General features: G+C 47.3%; 13 protein-coding genes. 11 read left to right on the top strand and 2 right to left on the bottom strand.

Annotated elements, in window-relative coordinates; genetic code table 11:
• Positions 1-104: 104 nt before the first annotated feature.
• From AC4EVX_RS03185 to AC4EVX_RS03145, 9 genes are all read left to right on the top strand, one after another.
• Positions 105-707 (top strand): metallophosphoesterase, encoded by a 603-nt coding sequence (locus AC4EVX_RS03185; protein WP_177977531.1) that lies wholly within the window; start codon positions 105-107, stop codon positions 705-707.
• Between the two features lie 306 nt (positions 708-1,013).
• Positions 1,014-1,949: a cysteine synthase A gene (gene cysK / locus AC4EVX_RS03180; RefSeq protein WP_177977530.1), complete on the top strand. Its 936-nt coding sequence runs from the start codon at positions 1,014-1,016 to the stop codon at positions 1,947-1,949.
• 5 nt (positions 1,950-1,954) lie between these two features.
• A complete protein-coding gene (locus AC4EVX_RS03175; RefSeq protein ID WP_177977529.1) occupies positions 1,955-2,401 on the top strand; it encodes an Rrf2 family transcriptional regulator in 447 nt (148 codons plus the stop codon).
• A 582-nt stretch (positions 2,402-2,983) separates the two neighbouring features.
• The gene (locus AC4EVX_RS03170) at positions 2,984-4,321 is read left to right on the top strand and encodes an extracellular solute-binding protein (RefSeq protein WP_177977528.1); all 1,338 of its coding nucleotides are present in this window, start codon (positions 2,984-2,986) and stop codon (positions 4,319-4,321) included.
• A gap of 240 nt (positions 4,322-4,561) precedes the next feature.
• Positions 4,562-5,446: a carbohydrate ABC transporter permease gene (locus tag AC4EVX_RS03165; RefSeq protein WP_490159544.1), complete on the top strand. Its 885-nt coding sequence runs from the start codon at positions 4,562-4,564 to the stop codon at positions 5,444-5,446.
• Positions 5,446-6,318: a carbohydrate ABC transporter permease gene (locus tag AC4EVX_RS03160; RefSeq protein ID WP_490159543.1), complete on the top strand. Its 873-nt coding sequence runs from the start codon at positions 5,446-5,448 to the stop codon at positions 6,316-6,318. The genes AC4EVX_RS03165 and AC4EVX_RS03160 overlap by 1 nt, the downstream gene beginning before the upstream one ends.
• Positions 6,319-6,567: 249 nt before the next feature.
• A complete protein-coding gene (locus tag AC4EVX_RS03155) occupies positions 6,568-7,542 on the top strand; it encodes a substrate-binding domain-containing protein (RefSeq protein WP_177977526.1) in 975 nt (324 codons plus the stop codon).
• 1 nt (position 7,543) lies between these two features.
• Positions 7,544-8,998: a sucrose phosphorylase gene (gtfA, locus tag AC4EVX_RS03150; protein WP_177977525.1), complete on the top strand. Its 1,455-nt coding sequence runs from the start codon at positions 7,544-7,546 to the stop codon at positions 8,996-8,998.
• A gap of 95 nt (positions 8,999-9,093) precedes the next feature.
• Complete coding sequence (locus AC4EVX_RS03145; RefSeq protein WP_490159542.1) at positions 9,094-10,686, top strand: serine hydrolase domain-containing protein; 1,593 nt, start codon at positions 9,094-9,096, stop codon at positions 10,684-10,686.
• 189 nt (positions 10,687-10,875) lie between these two features.
• Here AC4EVX_RS03145 and AC4EVX_RS03140 read toward each other — a convergent pair whose 3' ends face one another.
• Complete coding sequence (locus AC4EVX_RS03140) at positions 10,876-12,039, bottom strand: NAD(P)/FAD-dependent oxidoreductase (RefSeq protein WP_177977523.1); 1,164 nt, start codon at positions 12,037-12,039, stop codon at positions 10,876-10,878.
• Between the two features lie 221 nt (positions 12,040-12,260).
• On the opposite strand from AC4EVX_RS03140, the gene AC4EVX_RS03135 reads away from it, so the two are divergent.
• Positions 12,261-12,575, top strand: coding sequence for a DUF6568 family protein (locus AC4EVX_RS03135; RefSeq protein WP_177977522.1), 315 nt, complete (start codon positions 12,261-12,263; stop codon positions 12,573-12,575).
• Positions 12,576-12,724: 149 nt separating this feature from the next.
• Positions 12,725-14,149, top strand: a complete 1,425-nt coding sequence (locus AC4EVX_RS03130; RefSeq protein WP_177977521.1) for an aryl-sulfate sulfotransferase — start codon at positions 12,725-12,727, stop codon at positions 14,147-14,149.
• A gap of 111 nt (positions 14,150-14,260) precedes the next feature.
• Here AC4EVX_RS03130 and AC4EVX_RS03125 read toward each other — a convergent pair whose 3' ends face one another.
• The gene (locus tag AC4EVX_RS03125; RefSeq protein ID WP_177977520.1) at positions 14,261-15,628 is read right to left on the bottom strand and encodes an MATE family efflux transporter; all 1,368 of its coding nucleotides are present in this window, start codon (positions 15,626-15,628) and stop codon (positions 14,261-14,263) included.
• Between the last annotated feature and the right edge of the window lie 64 nt (positions 15,629-15,692).

Here is a 15,692-nt window from a genome sequence, read left to right as displayed (position 1 = left end):
GCTTCGCAAGCGTCGACCTGAAATGTTATCTAAAGTAGAGAGACAGAGAATATCTTAAGTGTGTCTGACAGAGAAAATGAGGAGATAGGGCAAGGGGAAAAATTATGAAAATATTGGTACTGGCAGACGACGAATCCAAGGTGTTGTACGAGCACTTTGATCCGGAAAAGATCAGAGATGTTGATCTGATTCTGGCATGTGGGGATTTGAGGAGAAATTATCTTGATTTTTTTGCCTCAGTCAGCCGCGCGCCGGTGCTGTATGTGCTGGGAAATCATGATCACTGGAACAAAGAAGAGAGAATCGGCGGATGTATCTGCATTGAAGATGAGATCTATGTGTACAAGGGAGTCCGGATTCTCGGGCTCGGTGGTTCGATGCGCTACCGCCAGGACGCTGTGAATCAGTACACGGAACAGCAGATGGAGAAGAGAATTCGCCATCTATGGCTGAAACTTCGCAGACGCAAGGGATTTGACATTCTGCTCACCCATGCTCCGGCGAAAGGACTGAATGATATGGAAGATCTTCCGCATCAGGGGTTTGCCTGCTTTCTTGAACTGCTTGAGAAGTATCAGCCGAAGTTCTTCATTCACGGTCATGTCCATGCAACCTATGGAAAAGGGTTTAAGCGCAAGGACAAGTATCAGAATACGACAGTCATCAATGCCTATGATCACTATATCATCGAGTATCCGGAAGCGTGAGAAAACGTGTGAGAATAAGAATTGTGAGAAGAGATTCCCGTTTGGGAATCTCTTTTTGGCAGAAAATCCTTTTCAAGGTGAAGCGGATGGAAGAGTTGAGCATTGGAGGGGAAATCAGATGATTATAAAAACTAAAAATAAAACCTATAAAACATACTTGACAAATAGGTGAAGCGGGATTATAATACAGACAATTCCTAGTAAACGAATAGGATAACTCGAGAATAAAGAGTTGGATGGATTTTGTAGCCGTGAAGGTGCAAAACAATTATGAAAAATCAAATCAGTGAAAGGATGGGAACGAATATGGCTAATATTTATAAGGGAGTTCAGAATCTGATTGGAAATACCCCTCTTGTAGAGGTGACAAATATTGAGAAGGAGCTGGGACTTGAGGCAAAGGTTCTGGTAAAGCTGGAGTACTTCAATCCGGCAGGAAGCGTTAAGGATCGTATCGCAAAGGCAATGATCGAGGATGCAGAGGAGAAGGGAATCCTGAAAGAGGGTTCCGTTATCATCGAGCCGACCTCCGGAAATACCGGTATCGGTCTTGCATCGATCGCAGCATCCAGAGGATATCGTCTGATTCTGACGATGCCGGAGACGATGAGCGTAGAGCGCAGAAACATCCTCAAGGCATACGGCGCAGAGCTTGTTCTGACTGAGGGCGCTAAGGGTATGAAGGGCGCAATCGCAAAGGCTGAGGAGCTCGCAAAGGAGATCCCGAACAGCTTCATCCCGGGACAGTTCACAAACCCGGCAAACCCGGCAATCCACAGAAAGACAACCGGTCCGGAGATCTGGAACGATACAGACGGAAAGGTAGACATCTTCATCGCAGGTGTTGGTACCGGCGGTACCCTGACTGGTGTTGGCGAGTATCTGAAGTCCCAGAACCCGAACGTGAAGATCGTTGCACTTGAGCCGGCAAGCTCACCGGTTCTGTCTGAGGGCAAGAGCGGTCCGCACAAGATTCAGGGAATCGGCGCTGGCTTCGTTCCGGATGTCCTGAACACCAAGGTATATGACGAGGTATTTACCGTAGCAAACGAGGATGCATTTGCAACCGGCAAACTGCTCGCAAAGAAAGAGGGCGTTTTAGTCGGAATCTCTTCCGGTGCTGCTCTCTACGGTGCAATCCAGCTTGCAAAGCGTCCGGAGAACAAGGGTAAGACGATCGTAGCTCTGCTTCCGGATAACGGAGACCGCTATTATTCCACCCCTCTGTTTGGAGAGGAGTAAATCTCATGAAGCTTTCCATGAAGAGCAGATACGGACTTCGGGCACTGATCGATCTGGCGATCCATTCACGGGATGAGCAGGTGGCGCTTGGAAATGTGGCAGAGCGCAACGGAATTTCTCCGCAGTATCTGGAGCAGGTATTTGCGAGTCTCAGGAAAGCGGGGATTGTGAAGAGCGTCAAAGGACCGCAGGGCGGATATTTCTTGAGCCGTGATCCGAAAGAGATCAGTGTGGCAGATATTGTGACGGTGCTTGAGGGTTCGTTTTGCCTCGAGAACGAGGAGATCCCGGAGAATTGCAAGTCCCAGGGTGCACCGAGAGCCGTGCAGAAACTGATTGTCGATCAGGTGAATCAGGCACTCAACAACATTCTCACCCAGCTCACACTCGCCGATCTCGTCAAAGAGGCAGAAGAGTACAGCGCCTACGGCTGTGATATGTATTATATCTAATTAAATGTGATTTGAGAAAAGGGTCTTTGATTTCCCAGCATAAGAAGTGCGGGGAGTCAGGGGCTCTTTTTTGTATTATAGAAAATATGACTCGGTCCGCTCCGCTAAACGAGTAAAGTCATACAAACACGCTCGCGCTCCGAGTCTCAATCAGCGGACGCGTCACTGGCGCGTCCTTGATACGCAGAGCGAACGTAGCGGTACATAAGACCGCAGAGTACGCGGTCTAAGCACCGACGTTTCAAACGGGTTTGTATAGACTTTCTCGTCAGCGGAGCTTATCATGATTGAAACGTAAGGTTTTACTTTTCTACCTCGGTGTGAAAACGATTGACATAACAAAAATACGCCAAAGGGAAAGCACAAACGATCTGACGGTAAAATCGATAAAAAACCTACAAAAACAGCAAAAAAACAGGATAAAAAGCCACTTATAAGGCAAAAACTATAGATGCATAGCAAAAATAATATGAAAATGCACAAAATAAAATCATGAAAACGGTTGACATTTAGATAAAAATGCTCTATATTATAGACACAGAGAAACAAACGGAATAGATTCAAAAGTGAGGAGGAAACAAAATGAAATTGAGAAGATTGGTAGCATGTTCAATGGCAGTTGCGATGACGGCAGGTAGCGTGATGGGATGTTCTTCCGGACAGAGCGCTGAGACGACAGCGGAGAACACTTCTGCTGAGGCAGGCAGTGAATCAGCAACTGAGTCTTCTTCTGCATCTGGTGAGGGCGTGAAACTCACGATGATGAACAGCAAACCGGAGATCGAAGATGCGCTTGAGGAAGCTGTGAAAGATTACCAGCAGAAGACCGGTGTCGAGATTGAGGTTTACAGCACCGATAAGCCGGGTGAGGTGATTGCGCAGAAGTATGCGGCAGGTGATCCGGCGACGCTGATCATCGGAGATTATTCCAATATCAAGGATGTTGCAGCGGAGAAACTGCTCCCGCTCAACGATGAGAAGTGGGTTGCAGACGGTGGCGATCTGCTCGGCATCAAGGTAGATGATAACCTCTACGGATTCCCGCTGTGTATCGAGGCAGCAGGTCTGATCTACAACAAGACCGCAATTGAGGAGATCACCGGTGAGGAGTTCAAGCCGGAGGATTATGTGACATTGGATGAGTTCAAGCCTCTTCTTGAGAAGCTGAAAGAGGGCGGAATGGAGAGTCCGGTGATCTTAAACTCTGAGGACTGGTCGATCGGACAGCACTTCTTACAGTACATCTACAAGATGCACACCGGAAAGGCAGAGGATGCACTTGCTTTCCTCGATGAGGTAAGACAGGGAAAGGCAAACTTTGAGGATGATGCCGTATTTAATGCTCTCTATGACACGATGGATGTGCTGATTGACAACAACATCAACAAGGCAGATCCGCTCGCAGCAGACTACGATCTGAATGCAAGCTATCTCGCTGAGGGTGAGTCCGCTTTCTGGCTGAACGGAAGCTGGGCATGGCCGGATACCAAGGAGTATGTAGACGGAAGCATGAGCTATGGAATCATGCCGTACCCGGTAAATGGTGATTTTACCTCTGCTGGTCAGCTGAACGCAAATGCAACGAAGTTCATCGCAATCGACAATGTGAAGGCAACTCCGGAACAGCAGGAGGCAGCAAAAGATTTCCTCAACTGGCTTGTATATGACGAGGAAGGTCAGGATCTGATTGTCAACAAGTGTAACCTGGTTCCGGCATTCAGCAATATCAAGCTGGATATGACGAACGATTTCAATAAGAGCGTAAAGAAATATGTTGATGAGGGCAAGGTCAATGCTTACGTTCCGATCCCGTCTGATCACAGAAGCACTTTGGCTGCTTACATGCAGAAGTATCTGGCAGGAGAGCTGGACAGAACAGAGCTTGCAGGTTATCTGGATGATTACTGGAAGAATCACTAATGACGAATCATGAATCACAAGTCATTAACCATGAAACATTAACGTGGAAATAATCCTGAGTTTCGGGATTCTTCATCGGAGGACAGGCACTGGAGCGGAAGAGATGTCTTTCGATCCGGTGCCTGTTTTGGGATAGTAGGAAATTTTCAAGGCATATATCTTTGTTTTGTTGCATGTCGAGGAGACGCCGGTGGCGCGTCCGCTGATTTTGTGAAGACATAAAAAGGAGTTTGGATCAATATGAAAGCAAAAGAAAGTTTTGGAAGGAAATGCGGAACATTCCTGATCTTTGCAGGACCGGCTGTGATTTCCTTTGTTCTTGTGGTAATCATCCCGATGATTTACGGTGTGTATCTGACCTTTACCGGGTGGGATGGTTTCACAAATGCAAAGCCGTTCGTAGGTCTGACAAACTATATAGCAGTCTTTCAGGATGGAGCATTCTGGAATTCGCTCTGGCTTACGGTCAAGTATGTGGCGCTGTCAGTTGTCTTTATTAATGCATTGGCATTTGCACTGGCTTATCTTCTGACGAGCGGAATCAAGGGACAGAATTTCCTGCGTGCAGGATTTTTTACCCCGAACCTGATCGGTGGAATTGTTCTCGGATACATTTGGCAGTTCATTTTTTCGAGAGTTATGGTGGATCTCGGAAATATAATTTCCCTTCCGATTTTTGCAAAATCTTGGCTGTCTTCTCCGGGTGGAGCGTTTACGGCACTCGTCATCGTCACGACCTGGCAGTATTCCGGATATATGCTTCTGATCTATATCTCGGGATTTGTGAGTGTTCCGACCGATCTTCTTGAGGCGGCACGAATTGATGGAGCAAATGCCTCCCAGCTGACCCGTTACATTCGGATGCCGATGATGGTTCCGGCATTTGTCACCTGTCTGTTTCTGTCAATCACGAGATGCTTCAAAGTCTATGACCTGAACCTCTCCCTGACGGCAGGCGGTCCGTATGACAGCACAAAGCTCGCAGCAATGCACATTTACACGCAGGCATTTGAAAATCATCAGTACGGTTTGGGACAGGCTGAAGCACTGGTTCTGTTTCTTGTGATGGGAATCATCGCATTCATTCAGATCTCGATGGGAAAATCCAAGGAGGTGGAAGCATAATGGCAAAAGCAGGAAAGTCCATGCAGGTTGGCGGAACAAAGAAGACTGTGGAGCAGGTTGCAAAGACAATCTTTGTCACTCTGATGTTTCTGTTTTATATGATTCCGTTTTTCATGGTAATCATCAACTCCTTAAAGCGCAAAGTTAATATCGTCAAGAATCCGCTGGCGCTTGTGGATGACAAGGGATTTCAGTTTGTCAACTATGTGAAGGCATTTACGGAGATGGATTTCGGATCTGCATTCTTTAACAGTATTCTGGTGAGCGGAGTCAGCGTAATACTGATTCTCCTGTTCTCATCGATGGCGGCTTATCTCTTTGTTCGGACAGACTGGCTCGCATGCAAGATTTTTTTCGCACTGATGGTTGCCTATATGGTAGTTCCATTTCAGGTTATTATGATTCCGCTTGTCTCGATTTATGGAAATGTCTTTGGAATCCTGAATTCAAGAGCAACGCTGATCTTCATGAACCTGGGATTCGGAACAGGAATGGCGATTTTCATGTGTCACGGCTTTATCAAGACGAATGTACCGATGGCGCTTGAGGAAGCGGCAAAGATTGATGGATGTACCAGACCTCAGATCTTTTTCAAGGTAGTACTTCCGCTGATGAAACCGATTCTTTCGACGATTCTGATTCTGAATCTGCTCGGACTCTGGAACGATTACCTGCTTCCGAATCTGGTTCTCGGAAAGAAGAATCTGTACACCCTTCCGCTTGCAATCCGCACATTCTATGGAACCTTCTCGAATGATCTCGGAAAGATCATGGCAGCACTCGTGATGATCGTAGCCCCGATCATTGTCGTGTACGTCTGTCTGCAAAAATATATTATTGGCGGTGTAGTAGCAGGTGCAGTCAAATCATGATACAATGTATCCTGAAATGCTGAAATTTTCTTGAGTTAAGAGATCGATAAGAGATTCGGCAATAAAAGAGAGAAAGCAACGAAAAAATAAGAATAAGGCAAAACATAGAAATAAGGCGAACCAATTTTATGAGTGATGAACTATGCGCCAAGCAGGATTAGAGAAATAAGTTCAGAGAAATAAGCTCAGAAAAGAAAGCTCAGGAAAAGGAAAGAGAAAGACGTTGCTGGAATTTTGGAGGGGATACAGATGGTGACAATCAAAGATGTAGCAGTGCGGGCAGGAGTTTCTGTCACAACTGTGTCGAGAGTGATGAACAATCGGGGACCGCTTAGCGAGAACACGAAGACGGCGGTGAAGCGTGCGATGGAGGAGCTTGGATACATGCCGAATGATGTGGCGAGAGCGCTCGGGAAGAACAGCCTCAACATCATCGGACTCATCGTTCCGAGTATTCAGCATCCGTTTTTCGCGGAACTGGTTCACGCATTTGAGTACGATTCCTACACAAGAGGCTACAAGCTGATGGTATCTGCCTCGGATTATGATTATAAGAAAGAGAAACACAGCGTCGGACTTTTGCGTCGGACAATGGTGGACGGAATTATTTATGCCTCTCACTCGATGGGAAGCGATTTCTTGGAAGACATGAAGGTTCCGGCAGTGACACTTGAGAACGTGTTTGCAGGACTTCCGGCGATTCTGTCGGACAATGCGCAGGGTGGATTTTTAGCAGCGCGTCATCTTCTGGCGAGAGGATGCAGGAATCTCGTGACGATCAGTGGTCAGAGAAATCTTCATCTCTCCGCAGATGAGAGAACGGTGTCGTTTATCCGGGAGTGTGAGCGACAGGGCGCATCCTGCAAGGTGTATTCTGCGGATGAGGAGATGCTCAAGACAATGGAGTATTCCCGCATCGTCTCTCAGGTATTTAACGAAAATCCAAATATGGACGGAATTTTTGCAAGTTCCGACATCATCGGAGCACAGTGTATTCAGATGGCATTTTCACTTGGATACAAGATCCCGGATGAGATCAAGATTGTCGGTTATGACGATGTGATTTTAAGCCGTCTTGTCTATCCGCCACTGACCTCGATCCGTCAGAATATCCCAGATCTTGTGAAGGCGACGATGGACACGTTAGTGGCATTGATCGCCGGAGAAAAAGTTCCGGAGACCCAGACAATCCCAGTAACATTTATAGAAAGGAGAACGACCTGATATGGAAAAGGCGAAGAAGAAAGTGACAAATCAGATTATGCTGATCACTTACGCAGACAGCATGGGAATGAATTTAAAAGAATTGGAGGAAGTTCTCGACAAATCGATTGGAAAGGCGATCGGAGGTCTTCACATTCTTCCGTTTTTCCCGTCCTCGGCAGACCGGGGATTTGCACCAATCACTTACAAGAAAGTAGATCCTGCATTTGGTGACTGGTCTGACATTGAGAGACTGGCATCAAAGTATTATCTGATGTATGACTACATGATCAATCATGTGTCGGCACACAGTCCGGAGTATCTCGACTATCTCGAGAAAAAGGACGCTTCGCCGTATCGGGATTTCTTCATTCGCTTTAAGGAGTTCTGGGAGGGAGGAGAACCGACCGCAGAACAGCTTGAAAAGATTTACAAGAGAAAGGATGGAGGTCCGTCTGTTGATGCTCAGTTTGCAGATGGTACAACGGAGAAGATCTGGAGTACATTCAGCTCCGAGCAGATCGATATTGACTGTGAAAAGCCGGCAGTAAAGGAATTTATCCAGGATAATTTGAGATTTCTGACCGAGCACGGCGCCGCACTGATTCGTCTTGATGCGTTCGGCTATGCGACAAAACGCCCGGACACGAGCTGTTTCTTCCTGGAACCGCAGGTATGGGAACTTCTCGATGAACAGAGAGATTTCTTAAAACCATACGGAATCGATGTGCTCCCGGAGATTCATGAGACGTATTTCACTCAGCTCAAACTTGATGCAAGAGGTTATGCGACCTATGACTTTGCGCTTCCTCTTCTTGTTCTTCAGGCCCTTCATTTTGGAGATGCGATTTATCTGAAAAACTGGCTGAAGATCTGCCCGAAGAATCAGTTTACGACGCTTGATACTCATGATGGAATTGGTGTTATGGATACCTATCATCTGCTTCCGGACGAGGAGATTCGTCGGACGCTCGAGAAGATTTACTCAATCTGTCCGGTTTCCCGTGGAATCAGCACGAAATCTTCCCACACCTATTTTGACGCTTATCAGGTGAACTGCTCCTACTATTCCGCACTCGGGGAGGATGATGAGGCATATTTGAGTGCAAGAGCGATCCAGTTCTTCACACCGGGAATCCCGATGGTTTACTACATGGGAATGCTTGCCGGAATCAACGATGAGGAGCTTTTAAGAGAGAGCGGAGAGGGACGTGACATCAACCGCAGATACTATACGCTTGAGCAGGTGGGCGAGGAGGTAAAACGTCCGGTTGTCGCAAAACTGCTCCGCATGATGGAACTTCGCAATACACATCCGGCATTCAATGGAGAGATGCATCTGCTTGACAGTGATCCGTACACGCTCGCTGTGCGCTGGGAGAATGGAAGGGAGTGGGCAGAGCTTCACACCGATTTGAAATCAAAGGTGAGCCGGATCACCTACACGGAAGATGGAAACGAAAAAGAATTCTGTTAAAGAATATTCATTAGATCGTTAGAATCAGAATCACAGAGTATTTGGATAAAGTGAAGACATTGCGTTCGAGTGGATTTGAGAGAGGAGAAAGAGCGATGAGAACAGAGGAACAGGCGCATCTGAAGCGATGCAGTCTTTCGGAAGTTGGAATTGAGGCTTCGGGAGTAAAGAGATTTCTCGATGAGATAGAAGAGGGAGATTATCACCTTCATACGTTTATGATTGTCAGACATGGCAAAGTTGCCTATGAGTGCAGTTGGGCTCCGTATGAGTTAGAAGAGGAGCATCTGATGCACTCATTCACGAAAGGACTTGTGGCAACTGCAATCGGAATTCTTGAGGGAGAGGGACGCATCTCGTTGGATGACCCACTGATTTCCTATTTTCCGGAGTATGAGGTGGATCACCAGAATGGACTTCTCGATGAGATCACGCTGTGGACTCTGCTCACGATGACGAGCGGTCATGCGTCAGTGCCGGATCGTCATGGTTGTGATGATGAGGTGAAGACGTTCCTCACTCAACCGATCGTCAATCGCCCAGGAACGGTATTTCTGTACGATTCGATGGGAACAAGCATGCTCTCGGCAGTCGTGAAGCGCGTGACCGGTTACAATCTGTTCCAGTTTCTTGAGCTTCGCGTCTTCCGCCATCTTGGAATCACAGGAGTCTCCTGCGATACTTGTACGTCCGGAAAAGATCAGGGCGGTGGCGGAAGCCATTTGAAAACCGAGGACATGGCAAAGATCACACAGCTCTATCTGAATAAGGGATGCTGGAACGGAAAACAGCTGATTCCAAAAGATTGGGTGGAGAGAATGACGCGTGTTCAGTTTGCCGATTCAAAGGATGGTTCAAATCCGGACTGGGAGGACTGGAAATGCGGATACGGATTCCAGGTCTGGATGTGTCAGGTGCCGAATACGTTCCGTTTTGACGGCATGTATGGTCAGTTTGGCGTTGTGTTCAAGGATCTGGATACGGCAGTGATCACGACCTGCGGAGAGTGTGTCACCGAGGAGATTCTTCGGCTGATCTGGAAGGATCTCGTTCCGGCAATCAAGGCAGAGCCGAAAGAAGATGAAATAGATGGAACAAATAAGACGACGGGAGCAGGGAAATCGGGACTTTCCGAGAATCAGGTGGAGATTGAGGCAGAACTTGAAAAGATAAAAGCGACGCTTCATATTCAATGGGAAATGGAAGATCAGGTGAGTGTGGAGCGGGCAGAAGTGCTTTGGAAGGCACTGCTTGACCGGGATCTGATTTTCCCTGAAAACAGAGAGTCTGTTCTGTCGAAGGGCAGAGTTAAAAATTTCTTTACCTCAACATGGACGGAACAGCAGAGAAACGGCATTCAGAAACTTCGTTTTGTGCGGGAGAATGGAAAACTGTTCTTACTCAGCGAAGATAACCGAAATCATGCGAAATTGCCTGTCGGAGAGGGAGAGCCAGAAGAGGGACTTCTCTGCACGCTCTGGGGCGATTATCGGGTATGGACAGCGGTGAGATGGACAAAAGAAGAAAAACTGGAGATGCAGATCCGTATGGTGAATGGAGAGTACTATCAGGTATTCACGATCGAGCCAAAGTCAGATGGCGCAAGCGCGATAGTCAGCCTGTACAGCGGTCCGTGGGATCGAAGAAATGGAAAACCTGAGCAGACAAGCTATCTGTGTAAAATTTGAGTATGAAAATACAGTCGGGAGAGAAAAAATCGATCTGAAAACATAAATCTGGTTTTTCTTAATCTCGGCTGTATTTTTTATGTGTTTTTTTGAGAAAGGCGGGTGCATCGTGGATGCATCCGCCTTCTTGGTTTTTTACTTGATTAAAATGAATTGTATCCATCAATTCATAATTCATCACATCGTAAATTACAGCAGTGTCTCCACAACCTCACCCTGGTTGTTGACCATAATGGCAACTGCCGGATGGTTCTCATCGAGAGTGATGTGATAGCGGTTTACGAGATACTTGTTGCGGGTGGTATCGATCTCCATCACGGTCTTGTCAGTGGAGAGCTTGCCGATTGCGTCAAGGCTTCCCTCAAACTCCGGGCTCCAGAAGCCGAGGACAACACAGTCACCCTGACCGAGAACGCGCTTCTCAAAATCATCGACATCTTCGATGTAACGCTCTGCTGCGGTTGCAGCGACAGCTCCGTCAGAGATTGCGGTCGATACCTGACGCAGATATTTTTCGCGGACATCGCCGGCAGCGTATACGCCCGGTGCGCTGGTCTCCATGCGGTCATTAACCTGAAGCCAACCGCGGGAATCCTTTGCGATCTCCTCCGGTAACCACTTGGTCTCCGGGATCATGCCTACGAAGAAGAAGACTCCGTCGCACGGGAAATCGGTGATCTCGCCGGTCTTCATATTCTTGATCTTGACGCCGGTAACCTCATCGGTACCGCAAACTTCTGCGAGGACGCTGTTCCAGATGAAGTCCATCTTCGGATTCTGGAATGCTTTGGCAGCGGACTCACGGTTACAGTCGAGAATTCCCTCGTCGTGCAGAACGACAACGGTGACACGGCTTGCAAACTTGGTGATGTACATGCCTTCCTCAATACCCTGGTCGCCACTTCCAACGACAACAACATGCTGATCCTTGAAGAATTCTGCATCACAGGTTGCGCAGTAGGCAACGCCCTGACCGGTAAGCTCACGCTCGCCCGGGATTCCGAGTACACGGGCAGAAGTTCCGGTTGCAATCACGATTGCCTTTGCACCGTACTGGTGTCTGCGGGTGTTGACAAGTTTGATATTTCCGGTTACATCCATAGATTTTACCGGCTCACGCTTGATCTCTACGCCAAAGCTCTCAGCCTGCTCTGCCATACCCTGAGTCAGGTTCGGACCAGAGGTATCAGCGACACCCGGGTAGTTTACAATCTCGCGGGTCGTGTAGGCACGTCCGCCAACGGTTCCTTTTTCAAGAATCAGAGTTTTCAAGTGGGCGCGTCCGCCATATATTCCAGCTGCGAGTCCTGCCGGACCGCCTCCAATAATAATCAGATCATACATTGCATCCATAATATTCCCTCCAGACTTCAAAAAACAATACAGCTCTGCGCTTTTATCTAATCACGACAGTCTACATCAATATTTTATCATATTTTTCTGAAAAATCCATAGCATATGTTATTGTTTATGTACAAAGAAAATGTTATACTATTATCAATGTCAGTGAAACATTTGAAAAACATGAGAAAAAAAGCGTATTAAGACGTGTTTTTTAATAGGAGGAAGATATCATGAAGAAGTTAAATACAACTGCATTTCGTGAGTATGTAGAAAACGATGGAGAGACCTGTCTGGTTGTATTTTCCAGAAAGAGCTGTCATGTATGTCAGGGTATTCATGGAATTCTGGACGATCTGGAAGCAGATTATAAAGGAAAGCTTCCGTTTTATGAGATTGATGTAGAAGAGGAACAGCAGTTATTTGAGAAGATGATGATGAAGGGCGTTCCGCAGGTTTGCATTTTCGATAATGGCGAGCTGAAGGAGAAGCTGGCAGGCAATCATGAGGAAGACGAGTACGCCGACATGATTGAGAAGTATGTTTAAATCTCTAAATCATTAATTTGGAATTTCATTCAGATAAGATTACTACTTAAATTAATTATTATTTAATAAGAATTCTGGCAAGTCTTTTCTTTGGGGGAGATTTGACAAAAGATAAATAACCAAGACATCATAGAAGGAGGGTTTTCGCAATGGGACTTTACAATGTATACCCGATGGGAACAACAATTTATGATCCGGAGAAGGCATGGAGCGGTTATACGCTGATGCAGTGTCAGGGAATTGGTGCTGTTCTGGTCGACATGAATGGTAACGTCAAGAAGGTTTGGAAGGATGTTCAGGGATTCCCGAACAAACTGCTTCCGGGTGGCTATCTGATGGGTAGCTTAGGACTTCGTGATCCGAAATTCGGTTATCAGGACCAGACCGATGTTGTAGAGGTTGACTGGGATGGTAAAGTAGTATGGAAATTCGATAAGAAAGAGCTCGTAGATGATGATGGCGACAAGAGATGGATCGCTCGTCAGCACCATGACTACCAGAGAGAGGGTAACCCGGTTGGTTACTACGTTCCGGGCATGGAGGCAAAGACTGAGAGTGGTAATACTCTGATCCTGTGCCATGAGGATGTTTACAACAAGAAGATCAGTGAGCATCGTCTGCTGGATGATGTCTTCATCGAGGTTGACTGGGAAGGCAATATCGTCTGGGAGTGGCATGTAAGCCAGCACTTCAACGAGTTAGGCTTCAGCGAGATCGCAAAGAACGTTCTGGCCCGTAACCCTAACATCCATGAGAATGGTGGCGGACAGAGTGACTGGATGCACATCAACTCCATGAGCGTACTTGGACCGAACAAGTGGTATGATGCAGGCGATGAGAGATTCAACCCGGAGAACATCATCTGGGATGCTCGTGAGGCAAACATCATGGCAATCATCAGCAAGAAGACCGGTAAGATTGTTTGGAAGATCGGTCCGGACTTCACCGAGTCCAAAGAGCTGAGAATCATCGGCCAGATCATCGGTCAGCATCACTGCCATATGATCCCGAAGGGACTTCCGGGTGAGGGCAACATCCTTCTGTTCGATAACGGTGGATGGGCTGGATATGGTATGCCGAGCCGTTGCAGCCGTGATGGTGGTAAGGCAGATCTGCGTGACCACTCTCGTGTTCTGGAAATTGACCCGACCACTTTGGAAGTTGTTTGGGAGTTCTCCGGCCGTACCTTCGGCGGTATGATGGGCATCGTTGCAGACTCCAAGTTCTACAGCCCGCTGATCAGCTCCGCACAGCGTCTGCCAAACGGCAACACCCTGATCTGTGAAGGCTGCTATATGAGAATGTTCGAGGTGACTCCGGACAAGGAAGTTGTTTGGGAGTTCATCGCACCGTTCAAGGGCATGCGTGAGATGGTATACCGTGCTTACCGTTATCCGTATGACTACGTTCCACAGCTCGAGAAGCCGGTTGAGACCCCGGTTGTAAGACTGGACAACCATGACTTCCGTGTACCGGGCGCATCTGACAGCAAGATTACCGAGATGACCACCGTAGAGGGTACTCTGGGATACTCTGCAAAGATTGATGCCTGCGTAACTGATGGTCAGGTATAAAAAATTCTGTGGTATTTAAGATCGAAAATGCGTATCTGAATAAGAGCTGAGTCAATCATATAAAGAACAGGGCGTATGGGGATTTCCCCATGCGCCCTGTTTTAGGTTCGATTACTTTTCCAGTTCCATTCGCTTTAATTCCGGCAGTACCATGAACAGCATCGTGATAAAGCAGAGGCTTCCGCCGATAAGGTTGGATACCGGTTCGGCCAGGAAGACGCCGGAGGTTCCCATATGAAGCGCATACGGCATCAGGTAGGTCAGCGGTACAACGATAAAGACTTTGCGGAGCAGGGAGAAGAAGATCGCCTGCTTCTTTTTGTTTAAGGATTTAAATACGGTCTGACCGAGGTATTGCAGATCCATAAAGATAAATGCGGCAAAGTATTGTTTCAGAGCAGGAACAGAATCCTGTACCAGCTGTGCGTCGGAACTGAAAACACGGATCAGGGTATCCGGAATCAGGATGATAAGACTCCACATGATAGCGGTGTATCCGAGAATCAAGAGTCCCATGACAACTCCGGCATTCTTTACACGCGCAGGGCGTCTGGCACCATAATTGTAGCTTAAAATCGGGGAGGAACCCTCTGTGATCGCATAGATCGGGGTCTCCACGAGCTGACGGACGCTCGACACAATCGTCATGACGGAGATGTAGATATCGCCTCCGGTGACGGAAAGAACATGGTTGCAACAGATTGTTACAAGGCTGTTTGTCAACTGCATGATGAATCCGGCAGTTCCAAGACTGATAATTTCCTTTGCAGAAGCGACAGAGCCTTTCCATTCACTTTTACGAAGAAAACGCAGTTTCAGTTCTGCCTTTTTTGTGAGGAAATACAGCACAAAGAGAGCGGACAGACACTGGGAAATGACAGTCGCAATTGCGGCTCCACGCACACCTAAGCCAAGTGCAAAGATAAAGAGTGGATCAAGCAACAGATTGGCGATCGCTCCGATTGTGACAGAAAACATTCCAATCAGTGAGTACCCCTGAGCATTGATAAACGGGTTCATTCCGACAGCAATCATCGACGGAAGCGTGCCAATCAGGTAAAGCGTCAGATAAGGATGAGCGTAGGTCATTGCGTTTTCGGATGCGCCAAACAGAATCAGAAGTGGACGAGAAAGGATTAGTCCGATTCCCATCAGAATAACCGCACTGAAGCAGAGCATGGTAAACGAAGTTGCCATAAGGTGTCTTGCATTCTGCAGATTTTTCTTTCCTCTCTGAATGGAAAAGAGAGGGGCACCGCCACTTCCGAAGAGGTTGGAGAATGCGGTGATGATGACAATGAGTGGAAAGCACAGTCCGACAGCTCCGAGTGCGGTCGTTCCCTCTCCTGGGATGCGGGCAATGTAAATGCGGTCCACGATATTGTACAGTAAGTTTAGAATCTGGGCGACAAGCATCGGGAGGGTTGCCCCAAGGATGTTGCCGGTTATCGTTCCATTTTCAAAATCAACTCGTTTCATGGAAATCGTTTTTGTTCCTTTCTTTTATTTATTATTTTTCTTGATTTCAAGTATAGCAAGCGAT

The organism is Brotaphodocola sp., assembly GCF_983179755.1.
This window is presented reverse-complemented; position numbering and strand designations above follow the sequence as displayed.